16 protein-coding genes are annotated in these 21,304 nt (G+C 40.6%); 3 read left to right on the plus strand and 13 right to left on the minus strand.

What is annotated here, in order from left to right:
- Nucleotides 1–31: 31 nt before the first annotated feature.
- Nucleotides 32–1,183 (minus strand): FecR family protein, encoded by a 1,152-nt coding sequence (locus ACQY77_RS07880; protein WP_421938525.1) that lies wholly within the window; start codon nt 1,181–1,183, stop codon nt 32–34.
- A 107-nt stretch (nt 1,184–1,290) separates the two neighbouring features.
- Nucleotides 1,291–1,869, minus strand: coding sequence for an RNA polymerase sigma factor (locus tag ACQY77_RS07885; RefSeq protein ID WP_421938524.1), 579 nt, complete (start codon nt 1,867–1,869; stop codon nt 1,291–1,293).
- Between the two features lie 320 nt (nt 1,870–2,189).
- Between ACQY77_RS07885 and infC the strand changes: the two genes are divergently transcribed.
- A complete protein-coding gene (gene infC, locus ACQY77_RS07890) occupies nt 2,190–2,759 on the plus strand; it encodes a translation initiation factor IF-3 (RefSeq protein WP_421938523.1) in 570 nt (189 codons plus the stop codon).
- 245 nt (nt 2,760–3,004) lie between these two features.
- Here infC and gwsS read toward each other — a convergent pair whose 3' ends face one another.
- From gwsS to ACQY77_RS07905, 3 genes are all read right to left on the minus strand, one after another.
- On the minus strand, nt 3,005–4,099 hold the full coding sequence (gene gwsS, locus ACQY77_RS07895; protein WP_421938522.1) for a grasp-with-spasm system SPASM domain peptide maturase: 1,095 nt from the start codon (nt 4,097–4,099) through the stop codon (nt 3,005–3,007).
- 172 nt (nt 4,100–4,271) lie between these two features.
- Complete coding sequence (gene gwsG, locus ACQY77_RS07900) at nt 4,272–5,249, minus strand: grasp-with-spasm system ATP-grasp peptide maturase (RefSeq protein ID WP_421938521.1); 978 nt, start codon at nt 5,247–5,249, stop codon at nt 4,272–4,274.
- A 61-nt stretch (nt 5,250–5,310) separates the two neighbouring features.
- On the minus strand, nt 5,311–5,550 hold the full coding sequence (locus tag ACQY77_RS07905) for a TIGR04139 family peptide modification target (protein ID WP_421938520.1): 240 nt from the start codon (nt 5,548–5,550) through the stop codon (nt 5,311–5,313).
- Between the two features lie 444 nt (nt 5,551–5,994).
- Between ACQY77_RS07905 and ACQY77_RS07910 the strand changes: the two genes are divergently transcribed.
- A complete protein-coding gene (locus ACQY77_RS07910; protein WP_421938519.1) occupies nt 5,995–6,546 on the plus strand; it encodes a hypothetical protein in 552 nt (183 codons plus the stop codon).
- A gap of 278 nt (nt 6,547–6,824) precedes the next feature.
- Here the strand turns inward: ACQY77_RS07910 and ACQY77_RS07915 are convergent, their stop codons facing one another.
- Both ACQY77_RS07915 and ACQY77_RS07920 read right to left on the minus strand, forming a co-directional pair.
- Entirely contained in the window at nt 6,825–7,991 is a 1,167-nt protein-coding gene (locus ACQY77_RS07915; RefSeq protein WP_421938518.1) for an FAD-dependent oxidoreductase, read from the minus strand.
- A 23-nt stretch (nt 7,992–8,014) separates the two neighbouring features.
- On the minus strand, nt 8,015–8,770 hold the full coding sequence (locus ACQY77_RS07920; protein ID WP_421938517.1) for a helix-turn-helix domain-containing protein: 756 nt from the start codon (nt 8,768–8,770) through the stop codon (nt 8,015–8,017).
- Nucleotides 8,771–9,023: 253 nt separating this feature from the next.
- On the opposite strand from ACQY77_RS07920, the gene ACQY77_RS07925 reads away from it, so the two are divergent.
- Entirely contained in the window at nt 9,024–10,229 is a 1,206-nt protein-coding gene (locus ACQY77_RS07925; RefSeq protein ID WP_421938516.1) for a right-handed parallel beta-helix repeat-containing protein, read from the plus strand.
- A gap of 223 nt (nt 10,230–10,452) precedes the next feature.
- Here ACQY77_RS07925 and ACQY77_RS07930 read toward each other — a convergent pair whose 3' ends face one another.
- The 6 genes from ACQY77_RS07930 to cslA all read right to left on the minus strand — a co-directional run bounded on the left by ACQY77_RS07930 (nt 10,453) and on the right by cslA (nt 21,293).
- A complete protein-coding gene (locus ACQY77_RS07930; protein WP_421938515.1) occupies nt 10,453–11,334 on the minus strand; it encodes a hypothetical protein in 882 nt (293 codons plus the stop codon).
- 32 nt (nt 11,335–11,366) lie between these two features.
- Nucleotides 11,367–12,638: a glycoside hydrolase family 88 protein gene (locus ACQY77_RS07935; RefSeq protein WP_421938514.1), complete on the minus strand. Its 1,272-nt coding sequence runs from the start codon at nt 12,636–12,638 to the stop codon at nt 11,367–11,369.
- A 134-nt stretch (nt 12,639–12,772) separates the two neighbouring features.
- Nucleotides 12,773–13,807 (minus strand): DUF5017 domain-containing protein, encoded by a 1,035-nt coding sequence (locus ACQY77_RS07940; RefSeq protein ID WP_421938513.1) that lies wholly within the window; start codon nt 13,805–13,807, stop codon nt 12,773–12,775.
- A gap of 19 nt (nt 13,808–13,826) precedes the next feature.
- Entirely contained in the window at nt 13,827–15,827 is a 2,001-nt protein-coding gene (locus ACQY77_RS07945) for a RagB/SusD family nutrient uptake outer membrane protein (protein ID WP_421938512.1), read from the minus strand.
- Between the two features lie 45 nt (nt 15,828–15,872).
- A complete protein-coding gene (locus ACQY77_RS07950) occupies nt 15,873–19,022 on the minus strand; it encodes a SusC/RagA family TonB-linked outer membrane protein (protein ID WP_421938511.1) in 3,150 nt (1,049 codons plus the stop codon).
- Between the two features lie 165 nt (nt 19,023–19,187).
- Nucleotides 19,188–21,293, minus strand: a complete 2,106-nt coding sequence (gene cslA / locus ACQY77_RS07955; RefSeq protein WP_421938510.1) for a chondroitinase-AC — start codon at nt 21,291–21,293, stop codon at nt 19,188–19,190.
- Between the last annotated feature and the right edge of the window lie 11 nt (nt 21,294–21,304).

A 21,304-nucleotide genomic window follows, 5' to 3' on the forward strand; every position in this document is an offset into this window, starting at 1 on the left:
AAAAAGACATGACCCCTACAATTGAGCTTTATTAATTGATTTTTCTTATTTCGATTGTTTTGCCATTGGTACCGAAGCTGAAACCTTTGAGCTGGCCGATATAGGTTAGAATTTGTTCGATGCTTCGCTTGTTTGAAAATTTTCCGGCTACGGACGAATTGCCAAGCTTTTTATCCAGTATAATCTGAACTCCGTAATACCTGGAAAGAATATTCATCACTTCCTTTAATGGTTGATCGAAAACGAAATATCCAGATTTCCAGGAAATGGTATTTTCGACCTCAGCTTCGGATTTGATGATCGGCTGGCCTGCAAGATTACTGATTGATACTTCGCCCGGAGCCAGCTTCAGCTGTTGATTTTCGAACCCTACCCTCACACTTCCTTCAACCAAGGTGGTTGTCACCGCATTATTATCCGGATACGAGGCCACATTAAACTCGGTTCCCGTAACTACAATCTGGCTTTGTTTGGTATGGACTGTGAACGGTCGTGATGCATCTTTACTGACCTGAAAATAAGCCTCTCCGGTTACATAAACCGTTCTTTCACTTGCTTTAAAGGCAACGGGGAATTTTAAGGATGATGCAGCATTTAGCCAAACATTTGTTCCATCTGCTAAAGTGATTTTAAATTGCTTGCCGTAAGGAATCGTAATTTCGTTATAGGTATTTTCATTCGATGGCTGTCCCTCAGCAGTTTTATACTGAAGTTCGCCCTGTTCGTTACTAAAAACAGTGGCACCATTTTCCTTTATTGCATTGCTGAGTACATCGTTGGTGAGTTTTACTTCCTTTCCATTGGAAAGTTTCAAAACGACATCGTTGTTATTTACAACACTGGTTTTAACTATTCCGGGTTTTGTTGGCCGATTGTTCTGGCCTTCAGTGTAGAAGAAGTAAGCTGTAAATAGTGTTGCCACCACTAAAATTGCAGCTGCATATTTAAAGAATCCGAAGTTTACTTTTTTTACTGGCAGGGGAGTATCAAGCGTTGCTGCTATTCGGCCATTGATCTGGTTTTCGAGTGTGTTTCTCTCCAAACTGGATAACTGATCGGTAAAATCAGGCGATTGCTCAAAGGCATTATAGTAAGCATGCAGAAAATCAATTTCCCTTTGTGTTGCCTGACCAGCGAGATATTTACGCAATATCTGGTCAAAGTTGGCCTTATCCAGTTTCATATTATATTTGGCTATATAATAAAGAGACCTGAAAATGGATTATGCCCGTTTAAAAATAAAAATCAGGCGAAATATTTTATAAAACACTGATTATCAATTCAAAAAAATCATCCAAAAAGAAACCAAAGTATGCATTGCAGACCAAGAAGGCTGGCACGCAACTTATAATTTATCTTTCCGATCTGATTTCGAACGGTCTTTGGAGAGAGTTTTAACATCAGAGCAATTTCATCTGCAGATAAATCCTTCGTGTACTTTAAATCATAAATAATTTGTTGTTGCTGTGTTAAATCCAATATGAGTGCCGCATAAGTCTGCGAAAGTTCCTGATAGAGTAAATTGGCATCGGAGCTTTCAGAAATACCTTCCTTCAATTCGGCGAGTACCTCCTCAATGGGTACAAATTTCGACTGTCTTTCGAATAATCGAAGCACCCTATTACGGGCAGAAATAAACAGATATCCCTTTAAATTGGAGATAAATGTCGCCTTTGGAGCATTCCAAAGCTGGATGAACACATCATGAGTAATGTCCTCTGCAAGCGCAACATCTTTCACACGCTTGTAGGCACTGTTATAAACGTATGACCAATATTTTTTATACAACGCTTCGAACGCACACCTATCACCTTCCTTTAACTTGAGTAATAAGTCAACATCATCACCTAATTCGCCCGGAGTAGACATTTTATATCTGGTTAAATTTATTCAACCAAATATATATTAAAAAATGATTCAAAAAATGAAATATCAGTGATGAGGTAAAAATATGTCACTTTGGACCTGTTGAAGTAAAACAGGAATGGGTTTTTGACAGAAAATTCTGTTCAGCCTGAGTTTTCTGGTCTTTATAGTTAGATCAGTGTGAAAATTATTGACTAAAACATAGATCACTATAACGTCATCATCCGGGCTATAATTTGGAAACCAGCATCAAAAATTGTATATTGTAGAAATAGTCCAGATCCGACTCTTGGATCACATTGTTTCATTAAAACTTTATCAATTTGGCATTAAAAAAAGCAGGTTTTTATCGGGGCCCACGCTTGCCCTTCAAAAAAAAGGAAGCGGAACACAAAATCAATCAGTTTATTACCTCAACAGAGGTGAGATTAACTGGAGAAAACATCGAACAGGGTATTTACCCATTGGCTGAGGCCTTGAAAAACGCCCAGGATCAGGGGCTTGATCTGGTAGAAATTTCCCCAAATGCCACACCTCCTGTGTGCCGCATTATCGATTACAGTAAATTTCTTTACGAGCAAAAGAAAAAACAGAAGGAAATCAAATCAAAGGCCAAACAAACCGTTATCAAGGATATTCGTTTTGGTCCAAACACGGATGACCATGATTTTCAGTTTAAACTCAAGCATGCTACTTCTTTTCTAGAAAGTGGAGAAAAGGTTCGTGCATACGTTCATTTCAAAGGACGGGCAATTGTTTACAAAAGTCAGGGTGAAATTCTACTTTTAAAGTTTGCCCAGGCCCTTCAGGAATTGGGTAAGGTAGAACTGATGCCCAAAATGGAGGGTAAGCGCATGTTCTTAACTCTAGCACCCAAAGCTGTAAAAAAATAACCCAAATGCAATCTGTAATCGGGTCAATATCGGTCAGCAATATCTTGGTGAAAAACCCCGGCAATTGACTTACTGCAAAAAAGCGGGTGTTCATCGCTTAACGAAATCACGTTGCGCTAAACACCCGCTTAAAACGAGTGGCCTACCTGAGGGTTTTTTCCAAATGTTTAAATAAATAGTACTGGTTATGTTGTACAGGCAGGTAAGGCCACAGTCCTTACCATTTGATGGTTTAAAAATGGATTTTAAGCGTCATGGGCATGCACCAGTTGCTGAATGCCGTAATGCTGCATTGCTTTTTGTTTAAGTGGGTTTGTGCTCCACTCTTCCCATTTATTGGTAGCGGGATTGTAACCACATTTCAATGGTTTGGATATGTCTAAACCTGCGTGGTTTATATGTGTTCGTTCTGTGAATGCCCTGCAATCTGTACATACATTTCTAAACTCACAATCCTGGCAAACCACGATATCATTTTTGGTGATGTTCCAGTAAGCCTTAAAATCTTTAGCGTTTAGCGCATCTTCCAGAGAAATGTCATGTATGTTCCCGAAAACCTGAGGCATTGCCGGACAATTTTTGATGTTTCCGTTTATATCAATACCTATTTTTTTATTGAGACAAGAATTATGATTAACGGCTTCTAAAACCTTCAATATGTTGGTGTCAAAATATTTTAAGTCTACTTTTCCACAAGAATTGATTTTTAAATATTGACTGGTAAAAACCAGGTTAAATTTAAAAATATCAGCGACCTCAAATGGAGCTTTCTCGCATTTATGAAATATCAAGCTGTAAATTCTTGCAGATTTCTCATTAAGTGTTTTTATAAATTCATCATCAACTCCCGAATGATACAGAGAGAAAATCTCTATGCTTTCTAAACATGAGTCGTTGAATGTTCGCTCTAAGTTCAAAAAAGATGTTAACGAAAGTTCACTTTCAGAATAGATTACCAGATGTCTTATGCCTAAATTTTCGATAGATTGTACCAGCCGTGGCGATAGCAATAAATCAGCAGTTTCAATAAATATATTCGAAATTGTGCTGGCTTCTTTAAATGTTAGGGGTAGCGGCGGAAAATTTTCATCCCAATTATTTTCGGTTATAAAACCGTACTCTTTTTCCAATAAAAAGTTTAGATATTCTTGTACTATTTCTTTAGATTCTTCATCATAAAAAGCAAATACTTCCTCAATAGAATTGGATTTCAACTCTTCAACAATATCATACAATTCTAGAGACTGCAACTCTGAGCTGTTTCGCTGTAAATCCGAAATGAGGATCCTGTTAAGACCTTTTGTGATCAAAATATCGCTAAATAAATTAAAGTACTTCATAACAACCTGCTAATTGGCTTATATGGTTTTACGAGCATAAGAAAGTTTGTTTTACAGCAACTGCATGTGCCATAAAGTACATCATTACCTTTCTGATTATTTTTTTTACCTCTGTATTCATCCACAAATTTGAATGTAAGCGGCAACTTATTTTTTTCTTCGATTTGGTATCTCATAAATATTCGGCTATCGCTCTCTCTGCAGCATAATTACACAAGGCTGAAACCCCTAAAAATTGGCCAACGGTGTTTACCTCTAAAAAATAAAATTTCTCTCCGCTTTTGATAAAATCTATTGAGCCACAGTTTACATCCAGTAACAGCATTAATTGATGCGTTTTCTCTTCAATTTCAACGGGAAGATTGTATCTCACATTTCGGTTAGGCTTTTGAAGATTGTACTTTCTGAAATCGGTTTTGGTTCGCTCATCACTTTGAGACATTATTGCTGTTGAAAAGAACTCCCCATTCAAATAAAAGCTCCTGATTTCGAAATCCTTCTCAATTTTTTCCTGAAAAAATGTGATAAAAAAACTATCTTTTTCTTTATGCTCTATTATGTTGGTGTACATAATACTTTCCGCATAATCCTGGTAATCATTTATGGTTATGTTTCCGGTTAACGGCTTTATAATTGTTTTATCCAAAACCACTTCATCCGTATTTTCAGCCAAATAATACGCCGGAACATCTAATCCAACTTTTTTTGCCTGCTCTAACACCAATAACTTATTTACAGCGCTATTGCTTTGCTTATTGATGTGTTTTTTTGATTCAATTTTTTTAATCACATAATCCTGCAACCAATGTTGGTGCTCCTGCATGTGGACATTCACAGCCGGGCTATCATATTTGAAATTCTTAAATTTTAATCCCCCTCTTCTGTACCAAACACTGTTTATTTCATCGATGTAAAAACAGTTTTTATGGCTTTGTATATAGATCCGTTTTTCATTTGTTTTTATCTCAAACACTTCATCTTCATCCACCCGGATGAATTTTTTATCCATTGCCAAAAGCCATTTTATAACTTCATTCGTGGTAGTCTCCTGCTTCTTGGATATAATTAAAATCATCTCTATTTTCTTAAGCGCTGAATATTTTTGATATGGGTGCCCCCCATTAAAGAAGGCAGCCCCTACCTTTTTCAATGATCGTGATTAAATGGAATTTTTACCGGAATTGATCGGCGAAATTGCATTTACACAGATACTAGTAATTAAGAATGGGTTCTCCTGGTGCCAGACGACGGATCTCCCTGTAAAGATATTCACCTGTACCATTTTCGCCCGAATAGTGGTCATACTCAATACAGCCCTCTCCAACGAAAACATTAGATTGAATGTCGGTGTAGCCTCCCAATGCTCTTCCTCCATTAATGGACGATAAATCGGTAAGTTTTTGGTTTTCAAGTGAAGAGAAATCCTTTTTCGTTCCTTTTAAATTTTTCATTTTATTAATTTTAAATGTTAGGTAAATGCGCCAACATACCCTGGCGTGTGGGTTTTGTTCATTTAAAATTCGATACAAACCTATGGGATTACAAGCGGTAGTTGATATGCGACAGGTTTCACCATCTTTTCGCTAATCCCGAATGCATATTCGTAAAATGGATAAGCAGCTACAAAACGGATATCTCAACAGGATGGCATCCAGCTATAACCAATCTGAAATGTAATTTGTCCAAAGACGGTATTATAAAAAAACATTCTTTGTAGGTCTTGCAAGTCAGTATACCTCTCATCAAGGCGAATCAAAATAAACTCAGCAATATTTTTAAATACCTCAAGCAAAATAACTTGTCTCAGACGTGTTTCTAAGCCAGACGTTTAGTAATAAAAATGGCTTAGTCTTTGTTGCCTCCATGCAAAATTTTAAGCAAAATCCTTTTAGATCATGAGCAAATTACACTTTTCAGTAAAGAAAACCCTCCTCCTTTTTTCAGTTATGAGCATTCTTTTATTATCATCATGCGCTGAAACACCCGAAAAATTTTTCGACATTACCATCCTTAATACCAATGTGATTAACGATTTCGCCAGTCCGGATCTCGCCCGCCATATTGATGACGAAGCCAAAGAATATCCAAACATACCTTCAAGCAAAAAGAAAGGTGATGAGGCTACTACCACAGTTAAGAATAAGATTTTATACCTGGAGCAATCGTTAGAAAAAGTGAAAAAACTTTCAGCTTCCGGCGATGAGCAAAAAGAAATAAAGGCTTTATCTGTAGCGCTTTACGAAATGACAATACCGGTTTACAAGAACGAGTATCTCGCCTATGCCAAACTATGTGATCAAAAGGGCAGCCAGGAATCAAAAGATGCTATAATTAAAGATATAGACCAGAAATACGCTGCGGCTTTTGAACAGAAATATACCGCATTAATGGAAAAGGGCAAAGCCTATGCCAGCGAAAATAACATCCAGGTAAACTGGGGCCGTTAGTAAGTTGCCTGATTAAAATGATCAACTGGCACTCCAATAATTCCATTTAAGTGTGAGCGCTTAGATATTTCTATATCCAAAACCGGCTCATTTAAATTCAGATGCCCGATATTCAAATAAATATTTGATAGCGGGCATCTTTACTTTTAGTAAACAACTATTTGCGGTTTAGGTGACTATTGAGAATGAATTAATGTGTGAGTGGTATAAAAACCGAAATTTATCGTGGTTTGAGCCCTTCTAATTAATGCAGCCCGAAGCATTAAGCCAAATAGAATCTAATGGATATGACCACTAAAAAAATCGAGCATAACCTCAAGGGCATCTTTTGAGTGCATCATCTCTCCGTTGATGAGCGATTCCTTTGCAGCAGCAGCTGCTCTTGTTCGCATCTCATTTTCGTACGCTTTAATAGCCTCTCCAACTGTACTGAAATTTTCCGAAGCCAGTGCCTCGCTTAGTTCCAGAGCATCCCGCATGGCCATGTTTACCCCCTCTCCGGCAAAAGGTGGCATCACATGCGCAGCGTCACCAAGCATAGTGAGATTATTTTTTGATTCCCATGATTGCTCAGGTGGCATACAACCTATTGGCCTGGGGATTAACGGCAGCTCGCTGCTCTCAAAGAGTTGTTTCCAAACAGGGGCCCATGTGCTATATTTTTCTGTAAACCAGGTCAGGAGCTTGTTCCGGTCACTCCAATCAAGATTGATCTGATCCAGCCAGTTTTCATCCGCTTTGAAGCTGGCATAAAACCCAATTTCGTCATTTGCCTTTTGACCAAGCAATAAGTTCTCTTCTTTACCAAAAGCCATGATCTTACCTCCCTTCAACAGTGCGTGTATGGCTGGAGCACGATGCGCTGCGTCACGAATATTCCCTTCCAGCATCATTACGCCCGAGTAAAAAGGCTTGATATCGGTGAGGTAAGGGCGTATGCGGGAATTAGCACCATCTGCCGCTATTACCAGATCTGCTGTTTCCTTCCCGCCATCATCGAAAGTCAGCTGCCAACCGTCGAGCCTTGGCTCCATGCTTACAAACTTCTTATTCCAGCAAATTGTCTCTGGCTCCAATGAGTCGAGCAAGATTTTTCTAAGTACCCCCCGGTCTATCTCAGGGCGAAAATGCTCATCGCCAAAATTCTCTTCCAGTTTAAACTCGTGGTCGCTAAAGAGCGCTTCAGCTTTTTCATTCATGATTTGTTTCTTGTCTGCACCAGGCATAAAATTTAGCCTGAAGGCCTCTATCAACCCGGCTTTCCTGAGTGCAGCCAAACCTGAATCGTCATGCAGATCGAGCGGTGAGCCCTGCACACGTGCCTGTGGACCTGCATCCCGTTCGTATACTTTTACATTTCTGCCTTGCAATTGCAGCAACCTGGCTAAAGTGAGTCCGCCTGGCCCTGCTCCAATGATAGCAATGTTTTTATTTTCTAATTTCATATCATTAATTTAATGATTCAAAATTAGCCCCCCTTAAGCACCGATAATAGTACAAATCGGTCGTTTTGATTCCTGGATAACTCTTTCGGTAGCGCACCTGCATATTTCTTAATTTTCTTGATAAAATGGCTTTGATCGGTAAAATCAAGCTCGGGAAAAAGCTTGCCTAAGGCAACATGTTCCAGTGAAGATCGGAAGCGTAGTATCTCACAATAGGTTTTCAGCGGAACGCCAAGTAGTGCATTAAAATATCTGTTGATCTGTCTGCTGCTCCATCCCACCTTATTGGAGAGTTCCGCCACCCCCATTTCTCCTTTACTGCTATAGATCAACTCAAATAACTTTTGTTTTCTCTGATCGATTTTTTCAGGGATAAGTTCATTCAGCTTCTGGTTCACATAGCCTTGAAAGATTTCAATATTTTGGAAGTTCTCAGCCTTCATGTCCCAAAAATTATGAGGAAGGTTTCGCGCTGAGTTCAGCATATCTGCAATGCTTAACTGCAATATATATTCTAAACCAAGTGGGGTAAAGCTTACCGCATAAGCATACATTCCTGCCGTGATGACCCTGTGCTTGGGCCCGCTTTCTAGCCCCATCAGTATCACCTCAAAACTACCTTGCTCCGCCTGCACAAAAAACAGATCTATTCTGCCATCAGGGAGTATAATAATTTCTTTATCTGAACCAGAGAAATTACCGAACATACCAATGCTTTCGACAAATATTGATTTCTTTCCAGTGGCGCTAGTGAAATTATATTCAAAATCTGTGCTCATATCCAAAGTTAAAATTATTTAGCACTCACCCCATGAATCCCGGAGAGCTTTCTCAGACCATTCCTTTTGTGCGCCGGAAAACAGATAAGATTTTTGCAGAAATTGATTTTCTACCCCAATAAAACCAATGGATGCCCCGCCACCAAATCTATTTCTGTTGAAATTAGGGTAATCATTGAGCAAACAGAATTACCGTCTTCATCAATAAACAGCTAACCAATTAATCATTTATAAACCACTAAATTTTAATCCAATGAAAAAAACAATGTTATTTTTAATTTCGGCATTAAGTTTATCTATTCTTTCCTGTAAAAAAGAAAGCAGCACTTTTGATGCGAAATCAGCATTAAAAATGGAGGCACAAGTGAGCAGTGTTAGTAATTTGACAATCGAAACGGGCATGAGCCTTGCGCAAATTAATCAGGTAATTGCGGCAGCTACGGCTGGAGATACGGTGTGGGTAGAAGCAGGCACCTATACTATAACCGGAAAAATAGTAATGAAAGCTGGTATTGTTCTGGCGAAAAAAAACAGCGTGAACCCTGTTTTCAATGCTACAGCAACCACTACAGATTTGCTCTCTGCCAGCTACAATACAGAACTGAGCAACTGCGTCTTTTCAGGCATCACTTTTTGGAACTATAGGTTTGTGATTGCCAATGCCGCTAAGGTTACTTTTAAATATTGCATTTTTGATTACGGCACAAGAAAGGCTGGCACCAATGAAACCTATTATTCAGATGCCTACCTTCAATTCACGGATACAGATTCGACCCTGGTGAATACCTGTACGTTTGCCAGAAGGGTAAACAACAGCGGAAGGGGGATATGGTTAAAAAGTACCACGAACAGCAGGATCTTAAATTGCAGTTTTGGTAATGGGGGTACTACCGGATATTTTGTAACCGCAATAAACGACAACAGTGAAAGTAACAGCTTAATTAACAGCAACATTATTAACAGAAATACTACATTAAATGCCGATTTAGATCAAACCGATCATGGCATCTATGCGCATAGCTTTAATGGATTAACCATTAGCGGGAATACCATTTCGGGATGGCCTGCAAATGGTAGCGGTGGAGCTGTAAAAGCGAGAAACGGACAAAATGTAACTATATCCGGAAATACCTTTAACAATTCAGGGATATTGCTTTACGAGTACAGCAACACCCCTGCGTATCCTTACCTAAACAACGTTACTGTTTTAAACAATAACATTAACATTGATACCAATGTGAACGATATTTATCATGGCATTGGTTATTACAGGGATAATACAACCGGTACCGAATATTCCTTTAGAATAGAGGGAAACATCGTACCCAATGGAACAATCAGTTTTGCGGGCAACAACATCAACGTCGCTAATTTTAATGCGGCAAATGGCGGAGTTTATAACAATGATTATGGGATACTAAGCCTTAAAGCCGGGATTAATCAATCGGGAAATTACTAAAGACAGCTTTACTGAAGCCCGGTACCGGTTCATCTGGTTGCCGGGTTTCAGTTTTAACCAAACCCAATCTGAATACTATAATGGTTTTTATTGCTCTTAAAAAAGACACGCGATGATGCAAATGAGCCTTACGTAAAACTTATATTTAATTTTAGTATTTCTCCCAGCCCAAGGTTGGAAGGCCATGGAGATGATCTGGCAAAAAGTAGTGCTTAAAATCAGCTCATGGTTTTCTTTTAACAGACCAATCGATATACTCTCCTTCCTCAAAAACCACTTCAATTTCATCGGGTATATCTGCAGATATTTTAAAATGCTGAGCAGGCAAGTCTTTACCCTGTATTTCTATAAAAATGGCTTTATGGAGGTCGTGGCTTTGGTATACTACTTCTGATTTACCAGCATCTGTTTGGCTACAATGGAGGGGCATGAAGCCAAAAAGTGCATTTACAGCAAATTCTATGCGATAGATAAAGCGATCTTGCCCGAGCAGCAAGATTTTTTTACTTCGCATCGTAGCCGCCAGAATATGTACATCTACTATCTCTACCTCAAGTTCAGTTGAGTGGATTAAATATCCGCTGTTATATAATTGGTGACAAACAAACTGCTCAATATCTGCATTTTTATCTGCAATAAACAGATCGGCTAAAATCAGCTGTTTCTGAAAACATTCTTCCTGCCGGATGATCTGGTCCATTAATTGGGCAAGATCTGCTGTACCTGGTGCTGTTACCGGAAAAATCAAACTGCTAGCCTGCTCTTCAGAAATAAGCGTTACCAGGCATTCTGTTTTAAACCGATCAAATGCCTTCATAAAATGCTGTGTAACCGCTGTTTTATCAAAAGCGCTAACCAAATGACGAAACTTAGGGATATGCATGAGCAGCCCTGATTCACTTAAATTAAGATTACTCAGCGCCAGTTTCGACTTCTCGGCAATCCGGTTTATGATTTCTGCATTGGCAGTATTAGTTATATACACCTTAATCAAGCCCTTTCTGGCCAATGCTGCTAAGGCTACAAATTCCTTCCTTTCAAAATCAAAAGCCCTATCCACTAGAAAATCAGCTTCAATAAGTATATTTTCCGATACCAAAGTCATATGCTTTATTTTAAGATCTACATAGTTGGAACTTATCCTTTCAGTTTTTGATAGCGCAACAACGCCTCTAAAAAGTAGTAATCTGCATAAATCAATGGAACATCAATTTCTGAATTGTGTGGAAAGCTACCTACACTGTGTTTTAAGATAAATCCAGAATTAGTACCTGTTTGGGCTAAATAGCCATCTCCTGATAATGATTCAAGCATTTGCTCTGCAGACTGGAAATATCTTTTGCCCTGAAGGGAAAATGTACTCAGTTCCAATAATGCCGAACTCACCAACGCGCCGGCAGAGGCGTCACGCGGAACGTAGGAAAGCTTACGGGAATTGTAATCCCAATCGGGCTTATAGCTGTTTTGGCCAACATTAAAATCCCAATACGGAATTTTGTCTGCTGGCAGATTAGGATGGTTGAGGTAAAAATCTGCTGCTTTTTCTGCTGCATCTAGAAAACGTTTGTCTTTCGTTTCCCTGTACATCATGGTGAATCCATATATAGCCCATCCCTGCCCTCGGGACCAGGTTGAATTATCTGAATAACCCTGATTGGTTTGTTGGTGCAGCGCAACCCCACCTGGAGCGTAATCTACTACATGATAGGTGCTGTAATCTGCCCGAAAGTGATTCTTTATGGTATTAAGTGCATGACTTACCGCTACATCCCTATACTTTGGATTGCCGGTAATTTTAGAAACATAGCACAGCATTTCCAGATTCATCATGTTATCAATAATGACCGGATATTGCCAGGTGGTTTTATTGTCCCATGATTTTTTTGCCTGCCAGGATTTGATGAGTCCAACTTTTGGGTCGAAGCGGGTTAGCGCAGATTCAGCTGATTGAATTAAAATCTTACGGTATTTGGCCAGTTTCCCGGGATCTTTCTCCAGGCGCATTGCATTTCCGTAAGAGCAGTACATTACAAATCCTACATCATGATGCTGAGTTAAGAATTGTCCTTGTGCCAGTGCTTCAGTCCATTTGGTAGCTGCGGCTTTCCATTCAGGTTTTTGGGTATACTCATAAATGTACCACAATCCTCCCGGAAAAAAGCCTCCGGTCCAATCCCAAACATCGGTTCCCTTTATGCTACCATCTTTTTTGGTGGTACGTGGAAACTGATTAAGGTCAGTGGAAGTTTTAAGCATTAATTTATACTGTTTTTCAGCACGGGTAAAGTCTTTCGCAATCAGTTCTTCTTTTGCGGACCGACATAAAAATGCCGTGGTTGTAATCAGCGCAGTAAGTCCAATCAGACTAAAAAAAACTGATTTTTTAGGATTAAACAGCGTAGTTTTCATTGATATATGATGTTGATAAGTGTCAGAAAGATTAAATGTTCATTTTAAAGAGCCAAATACGACGTTGTTTTAGGAAAAGAATTAGGCTAACAATTTTCTAAGATCGGCAAACAGGTTCAGGCAACTTCCAGTCATTAGGGCGCCGTAATGGTTATGGGCAGGGATTTCACAACCTCCCGGGTTCCATCTACAGTATTGTTCGAAGCCACAAAAGTTGGCGAATAACTGCCTGGCGGATAAACTGCTGAGGCTGTATACCTTTGCATCTTAGCGGTGATTTCTTTAATACCTACTCCGGCATCGGGGCTTACTTTTCGCAAATTAACAGGGCCTATTATTGCACAAGCTTCTGCCGGAGCGGTAGCTGTAGCTGCAGTGGTGGCGCCGGTAATAACCAGCGAACCCGCAGTGCCCACCCCTGATGTATACACCCAGGCATACTTATTGGCGTTCAGAGATTCATCTAATGTGGTTAACCAGCCCAAACCGGGTGTATTAACCCCATAGTTACTGATAGATTGGTTTGAGGCAGCGAAATTAGCCTGTGTGTAAACGGTATTGTCTTCCAGTAGGTTACTCAAAGAAAAACCGCTGATTGTCCATTTATTCTGAATGCTCCCAGCAACAGCTTTATATTTAAAAGCTATAAATACTGGCTTCTCCTGTTTGGCAAAATCCGACAGATCAATAATACCAGAAGGAGTAGCAGTAGTACTTCCTGTTGACCAGGTTGCGCGGGAAGAGATATCTGTCCAATTTGCAGCAGCAATATTGGCATTGGTAGCGGCTGTATCTCTGGTAATTACCCCGGTTAAAGTTTGAGATTTGGCAACTACGCCTTTAAAATCAGTAGAGATGAGCAACTGAATTGAACTGGCTTGTGCTCCATTAGCTCTTAAGGAATTAAACTGCAGCTGAGGAATGCCCATCGCAGTTGTTCTGTTTCTGAACGCATAGCGCTGTCCGATGGCACCTGAATAAAAGGTTACCACGTCAGCATTTCCGCTAAGCTGATAAATAATGGTATCTGTTGTTTTAAAAGCTGTACTGGGCTGTCCGTTTGTTTTGGCACTAAATACCTCAAAAACAACATCTCTTTGCTCAATTTTTTTGTCGCAGGCTGTTAGCAAAAACAGACTGGCAAGAGCCATCATATTTAAAAATTTCATATTTCTTTCTATTTGATAATTACCACCCTGGATTTTGTGTTGCCTGTTTATTTACAGTAATTTCTGCAGCAGGAATCGGAAACAATACATGTTTAGGAAGCACATTAGAACCTGCAAGACCACCATATGAGAAAGTTGCCCCTGCGTTAGCCCTGATATCAGCGCCAATAGTATTCATCGTTTCTACCCATTTTCCCCACCTGATCAGATCGGGTCTCCTCAATGCTTCAAAGCATAATTCTCTGGAACGTTCATCTTCAATAGCTTGTTGAAAACTGGCCTGACTTAACCCACTTAAATCAACTACAGCGGTAGCAATAGTAGCTGTGGCAGTTGCACGAAGGCCTGCATAGGTAAATACAGCGCCCGTTACAGCGGCTGACGAAGCCCCTGAGGTTTGAACCGGAGCGGTTGTGGTAGATCGCCCGGCGGTAGTAACCGTATATACATTATTCCCACTAAACACCTGGCTATTAAGAGCATAATCAGTATTAGATACCCAGGCAGTTCCGATGGTTACCGTGGGTGCCGAGGTATATCCCTTGCCTGGATTGGTAATGGAAATGGCAATAACCTTTCCTGTACTGGTAGATACTGTTGCCTCAGCTGTTGCACCTGAACCTCCCCCACCGGATAGGGTTACAGGAATATTGTTGATGGTTAATAAATAGCCTGTATTGCCGGCCGTAGCCAGTGTAACACCATTAACAACACTCACAGAGGCTCCTGTTGTAGCCGGATCTAAACCAAAACCCCTTCTGCGCACCTGATTAATTGCATCATAAGCAATCGCAGTAGGTCCGTTAAGGTGATTTTCTGCTTCGGCCAGCATTAGCAATACGTCCGAATACCTGAGTAAAGGATAATTGATGGGTGTAGTATTTTGATTCTTGTTGTCCAGCACATAGGCTTCCCTCCTAAACTTAGCGGCATCGCGGTTATAAATTTGTGCTGCAGTGTAATAATTGTAGTAAAACCGATCAGGATAGGTAGCAATATAATTGAAAGGCGCCAGATTCCAGTCCCTTCTCAAATCTCCGGGTTGAAAAAGATTGAAGAGTTTTGCCGTGGTATGTAAGAAGCCATAGCTATATCCAATTTTAAGACCTATTCCCGTGGCTACCTGCATTTGGATTCCACCTAAGCTACCAACTCTTCCATTAGATCCCAATCCGTCAGCGCCATTGCCCTTAAATTCAACCTCCCACATGCTGTCTTTGATGTCGTATAAATCCTGATGCATGTTTACAAAAAGTTGCTTATAGCTCGGATTTAAACGATGTTCACCTGATTCTTTTACTTTTAAAGCCCATGCCCTGGCATCGGCGTATTTAGCTTCGTCTTTAAGTGGTGCCCCGGCCATTGTTAAACAAACCCTGGCCAGTATGCCTTCTACTGTAGTTTTACTTACACGGCCACTAAAGCCCAGATCAGTAATTCTTGAGGTTAAACCCTCTGCTCTGGTCATATCAGCAAGAATTTGCGCATAAACCTGCTTTAAAGGTGTACGGGGAAGCTGAACATCTTCGGCTGAAGGTGATTTTGTCGGTTCAGTTTTAAGGGGAACATCGCCAAAATTACTTGCTAAAAGGAAATAATAGTAACCCCGGAGAAAGAGTGCCTCTCCTAAGATCGGTGAACGTTTAGCCTCAGTAATATTTGCTTTGTTGATGTTTGCTATAAGCATATTGGCCCTTTCGATACCGATATAGCATTGCTGCCACAACCCGCCAACACTGGCATCGGCATAATCGAAATTGTAAGCCGGAACACCTGTGGTTTGGGCACTTCGCTGATAGAATGCCTCGTCTGACACATTGTAGTCGCTGTTTAAAAAATTACCGTACATGGAGGCTGTTTCCAAAGGATAATACACCCCTGCCAGCGCATTTAACAGTTTAGCTTCCGAATCATAATATTCTTCAGGCAGTAAATTATCAGTAGGCACTGTGGCCAGAAACTTTTTACAGGAGAATAAGCCTGTAGTGATGAGCAATAATAAATATAATATCTTTTTCATGTCAGTTGAATTGCTGTGAATTTCCTTCTCTTAATGCCCTATAGATTAAAAAGTAACATTGGCTCCAAAAGCTACAGTTCTTGCTCTCGGGTAGGCGCTATAATCAAACCCGCCTGTAAGTACAGAATTGTAGGTACTCACCTCCGGATCTAATCCTGTGTATTTTGTCCAGGTGTACAGGTTTTGTCCCGACAGGAATATACGTGCAGTTTTGATCTTCAGTTTATCCAATAGGGTCTTTGGAATATTGTAACCCAATGAGACTGTTTTCAGGCGAAGAAATGAGCCATCTTCTATTGTTCTTGAGGAATAACCTGCCACAGAGAATCCACCTGTACGGTAGTTGGAGGAAGCCTGGTTATCTGGCGACCAACGGTCTGTATAGCTTTCATATTGCTGCAGGAACCTTTTTCCCAGTGCATTGCCTTCAAAAACATGACGATTCATATTTTGGATGTCATTACCATATGACCATTGAAAGAAAATATTCAGGTCAAACTGCTTATAAGTGAAATTATTGGTAAATCCACCCGTATGCAAGGGCAAACTATTTCCGATTACAGCATAGTCTGATGCATTTACATTACCATCGCCGTTAATATCTTTGTATTTGATATCACCAGGCTGGATATTCTGGCGGGCGCTGCCATTGGCAGGTACATTGTCCTTTAACAAATATTCACCAGTTGAGCTTCGGTTGAAATCACTGTATTGGTATACTCCTTCCCATATAAACCCATACATTAAACCTAAAGGTTCAGCAATTTTTGCTATGTAGGAAGGAATATTTGTATAGGCATTATCCCAGTTAGTGGTAGAAAGTAAGGTTTGCTGATCTTCTGCAAGGGCCAGCACTTTATTTCTGTTAAAGGAAATGTTAAAACTGCTGTTCCATTGAAAATCTTTGCGGTTGATATTGATCGTGCTTAAAGTAATTTCGAGCCCGCGGTTGGCTACTGCGCCTACATTTTTAAACGCTGTGGTGTAGCCCGATGAAGTAGGCAGGGTGGCCCTGAGCAAAAGATCTTTGGTATTCTTCTTGTAAACATCAATAGTCATTGAAATCCTGTTTTTCAGGAAGCCGAGATCAACACCTGCATCATATTGGTCAGTGGTTTCCCATTTTACTTTGGGGTTACCAAGCGAGGTAGGGATAATGCTGGTCACATAACTATTGTTCCAGGGATAAGAGTTGCCGGGCACTACATCATTGGAAGATAAATAGGCAAAATCGTTCACCCGGTTATTTCCGGTTTTTCCATAGCTGAGGCGGAGTTTTCCATCTGATAATATCTTATTGTTTTTCAGAAAATCTTCTTTAATAAAACGCCATGAACCTCCTAATGAAGGAAAGTAACTCCATTTATTGCCTTCTGCAAATTTAGAAGAACCGTCTGCGCGGTACGAGACTTCTAAATAGTATTTGGATTTGAAGTTATATTTGGCCCTGCCATAAAACGAAGACAATGTCCAGAGGGAACTGATTGCTGTAGTAACTGGGTTTAAAATCCCCTCATTAAGTCCAGAAATACCTAATTTTTCATTCGGCAGAAAGGTAGCACCAAAACCAAAAGCATTGCTGGTATTGCCCTGGGCAGAAAATCCTGCTAAAATATTCAGGTTATGGTTTTGGTTAATGGTTTTGGTCCAGGTTAGTGTGTTTTCATTAGACCAGTTATTGGTATTGGATTGCAGTACAGATCCATTCACGCCGCTGGTTCGTCCTGGAGTGGTATTTGGGCTTCCGGGATAGGTTTTAGAGTTGTTAAACTCTTCACTTATTACCCTTGTATTGTTAATTCCCCCTGTTATTTTCAGCCTTAAGTTATTTGTGATGGCATAATCAAGATACCCGCTTACATTTAAGTTATGTGTTTTATTGTTTCGAACTAAGTTTTTTTGGTTCATGATGGGATTAAACTTGTAATCGGTACCGCTTGATGTCGTTTCATCAATTGCTTCGTCTTCCGTGAGCTCACTTAAAGGGCTATATCCCCAAACGCTATACAAAATATTAGTCGTTCCGCTCCCGCCGGTTCCTTGTGCAGCCGAATTTCCTGAACGTAGCAAGTATGCATAATTCGCATTAATTCCCACTTTTATTTTGTTGCTTAAAGTCTGATCTAAGGTTATCCTGCCCTGGTACCGTTTATAGGCAGTATTGATTACTGTACCTTTTTGGTCGTTCAGGTTTCCGGAAATGGCATAAACTGTTTTATCTGATCCTCCCCGCAATGCCAGTGAATAATCTTGTCTGAGCCCGGTTTGAAAAAAAGGTGATTGCCAGTCAGTTGCCGGCACATTCCTGTAGTCTTCGAGGGTTTTACCCGGTCTGGTAAGTAAAGTGTAAATTGGAGTCGGATCGCTTGCAGAACCCTGTGCCCCCGGAACAAGTTCCAGCTGCATCCTGGCAAATTCGTAGGTGTTCATCAAATCCATTGTTTTGATGTTGTTATCGAAACTTACTGTGGGGCTGAAAGAGATTACCGGCGCCCCAGTTTTACCCTTCTTTGTTGTAATCATAATGACCCCATTTGCACCCCTGGCGCCATAAATAGCAGTTGCCGAAGCATCTTTTAATACATCAATAGATTCTACTTCCTGGGGATCAAAAACATTCAGGTTAAAGCCTTCAATGGGAAATCCATCTACCACATACAGCGGACTATTATTTTGAGTAATGGAATTTGCGCCCCTGATCACAATATTTACTGAGGATCCGGGCTGGCCATCTGAAGAGTTAACCTGCACCCCGGCCACACGGCCCGCAAGTGATTCATCGATTGATCTTACCGGTGCCTTAGTCATATCGTTCATGTCTACCTGAGCAATTGAACTGACCAGATCAGCCTTTTTGCTTGTACCATAACCAATCACCACCACATCATTAAGCAGCTTATCATCTGAAGCCAGTGAAAGGTTGATTATACCTTTATCTCCAACCACGATTTCTCTTTGTACATAACCGATGTAGGTAAATACCAGTGTGCTGGCAGCTTTGGATGAAACCTGAATAACATAGTGACCATCCTGATCGGTAGTGGCACCGGTTTTTGTGCCCTTTACCAGTACACTCACACCCACCAGTGGCGACCCCGAGCCCTGTTCGGTAACTTTTCCTTCTACCCTTCGGGTTTGAGAAAAGGCACTCATAGCACAGATCATGCACATTAAAAGAAGGTAAATCTTTCTCATATTTTAGTTTGTTTAATTTGGTTTTCCTGTAATCGCGCTATGGATTACTTCCCTCAAATTTGCGAGGCAAGTGGCTTAAAAGAGGGGTACAGATTAATTTATATAAGGGTAATAATTGGTTAACATTGCCCTTACAGGCAGAATTAACCAATTATTTTATAAAAATTATTTTAGTGTGAGTGTAGAACCAGCAAGTGCTCCCTGAGGAAGTTCCGCATTTAAGCGCCTGATTTTTCCTGTTTTGGTATCTTCCAGTTCGATCGTCATTTTAGACGCCTGTTGTCCTGGGTCGGCAATATGGCAAACCTGCTTTCCCTTTAGCTGTTGAACCATCAGTGCGCAGGGTTTATCGCTGGTAATTTTCATGCCTTCCAGCATGATCGTTCCAGCCTGATAAAAGATGGCCTGCAACATATCGAGCGAATGGTGGTAAACTGCCTGTATCTGTTCGGTGTTCGCCACAATCTGCAGCTCTGCCGGTTTAAGCTTTTTCAGTTCCGTTGCATTTTTTAGGCCCGGTAAAATGATGTAGCTGTATTTGGTATTTTGTGGCTTAGCCCCATGATTGATCCAAAGTTTAAATACATTACCCGAAACTTCATCCCTGGTATGAGCATTATTTATGTGATACCAGTTACCTTTCTGGATTTCGGTACTGAGTGTAATATCACTGGTTTCTGGAAAATAATAACCTACTCCATCATGCAAAAACCAACTGTTTTTACTTGCTTTGATCTCTGCCCGAGTACCTTTAACTACGGATAAACTATTAGAGCTGGTCACATTTCCATTTAGCCAGCATTGGTTTACAGTAGTGGTAACTGGTTCGTTGGCATCACTCTTTATCCCTGCCCCCAAACAAACTACTTCCTGATCAAAAAAGAACCAGGACTTCTTTGCCTGTAAGCTATCGTAATCTAACATATACCCGCTCGCGCCATACCCATCGGCTGATACACCACCTGCAAACTCATTGCGGCCTTGCTCGCCCCAAAACTGCGTCATCGGCCGATCTGTAATATAATCCCTGCTGGTTACACCCGGAATTTTATCCCATTCCCAAACGGGCATAATGTTAAAGTATTCTGGGCCACGTACCTGAATATTGGTTGCCCCATCAGAAAGGTATCTTCCCAAAAGGTTTTCGGTATTACCCGATTCACTTCGCCTGGTCCGTTTACTCACCATGCGAACATTAAAATTATAACTGCTTCTGCCGTGTTGCACGTAGTCGGCATTCCAGAATTGCCGGTGATATGCAGCAACCTGGTAATCTGCCGCTTGCTTGCCTTCTGTACGGGCTATGGCAGCATTCCAGTCCTTTGTATGCTCAAAATCCAGCAACTGTGCTACCAGTAACCTGTTTCTTTCCCCGCGTTTATCCAGTATATCCGGCCTGCTTACTCCACGTCCTTCCACATTAAAATCGATGTAACTTCCCCTAATGGCCCGGAGGTAAGTTTCACGATAATATTTTGAAAACATTTCCAGTTTTTCTACTGGCAGAGCATATGCTGTTCCCCTTACATAATTGGCCAGTTTTAATACACCGGTTATAAAAACCGAGCCATAACTGGAAATCTGAAGCTGTGGGCCATGTTGAAGATAGGAATAATCATACTGAAGACCTTCTTTACGGTATACCAACTGAATAGGTTCGAAGAGCTGTGCGGTAGAAAAACGAATTAATTCCTGATCATCAGTCAGTAGCCCCCTGTAAAAGTAGTGTAGTGCCACATCGGTTTTATTGGCTCCGGTTTGTTTGGCAATGTCGCCACGCTTCATCCTTTCAATTAAGCGCTGTTCGAGTTTAGCATCCAATGGTTGTTTTCCATAGCGCATCATAATCAGCATTTCGCCCAGCGCTTGCGGGGTAGCAATTTCATTGTGCCACCAGTTACTGCTTTTGGGATCACTTTCATACCAATACTGAAACGCTGAGGAGATCTGTTCAAATAACTTGGACTGTTCAAAGTACCCACTTTCGGGTGTTATATAAGCCTGGATCAAACTTTCCAGCTTAAGCAAATGACGATTTGGCTTCCAGTTTGTGATCTCTTTATCCTGATAAGGAATGTCACTCCAGCTTCCATTAGCTTGTATTGTTTTAATATTAACCTCAGCTGCCCGATCAACAAATTTAACAGGCTTTTTAAGGTCTTTCTTAACTCTATCCATGATCACTTTTGTGGTTTCGTTTAGCTGTGCCTGAATGCTTAGTGGCCCACCTATCGAGATAAAAAAGAGAATGGAAAACAGTAATTTCTTCATGGGTTATTGGG

It is taken from the genome of Pedobacter sp. (genome assembly GCF_965279535.1).
Taxonomy (GTDB): Bacteria; Bacteroidota; Bacteroidia; order Sphingobacteriales; family Sphingobacteriaceae; genus Pedobacter.

Coding starts and splice junctions, on each gene's coding strand:
- ACQY77_RS07885 (WP_421938524.1), bottom strand. CDS start 1,869: ATGTCTACTCCGGGCGAATTAGGTGATGATGTTGACTTATTACTCAAG.
- ACQY77_RS07950 (WP_421938511.1), bottom strand. CDS start 19,022: ATGAGAAAGATTTACCTTCTTTTAATGTGCATGATCTGTGCTATGAGT.
- cslA (WP_421938510.1), bottom strand. CDS start 21,293: ATGAAGAAATTACTGTTTTCCATTCTCTTTTTTATCTCGATAGGTGGG.
- ACQY77_RS07935 (WP_421938514.1), bottom strand. CDS start 12,638: ATGAAAACTACGCTGTTTAATCCTAAAAAATCAGTTTTTTTTAGTCTG.
- ACQY77_RS07930 (WP_421938515.1), bottom strand. CDS start 11,334: ATGACTTTGGTATCGGAAAATATACTTATTGAAGCTGATTTTCTAGTG.
- ACQY77_RS07880 (WP_421938525.1), bottom strand. CDS start 1,183: ATGAAACTGGATAAGGCCAACTTTGACCAGATATTGCGTAAATATCTC.
- ACQY77_RS07915 (WP_421938518.1), bottom strand. CDS start 7,991: ATGAAATTAGAAAATAAAAACATTGCTATCATTGGAGCAGGGCCAGGC.
- ACQY77_RS07940 (WP_421938513.1), bottom strand. CDS start 13,807: ATGAAATTTTTAAATATGATGGCTCTTGCCAGTCTGTTTTTGCTAACA.
- ACQY77_RS07925 (WP_421938516.1), top strand. CDS start 9,024: ATGAAAAAAACAATGTTATTTTTAATTTCGGCATTAAGTTTATCTATT.
- gwsS (WP_421938522.1), bottom strand. CDS start 4,099: ATGAAGTACTTTAATTTATTTAGCGATATTTTGATCACAAAAGGTCTT.
- ACQY77_RS07920 (WP_421938517.1), bottom strand. CDS start 8,770: ATGAGCACAGATTTTGAATATAATTTCACTAGCGCCACTGGAAAGAAA.
- ACQY77_RS07945 (WP_421938512.1), bottom strand. CDS start 15,827: ATGAAAAAGATATTATATTTATTATTGCTCATCACTACAGGCTTATTC.
- ACQY77_RS07910 (WP_421938519.1), top strand. CDS start 5,995: ATGAGCAAATTACACTTTTCAGTAAAGAAAACCCTCCTCCTTTTTTCA.
- ACQY77_RS07905 (WP_421938520.1), bottom strand. CDS start 5,550: ATGAAAAATTTAAAAGGAACGAAAAAGGATTTCTCTTCACTTGAAAAC.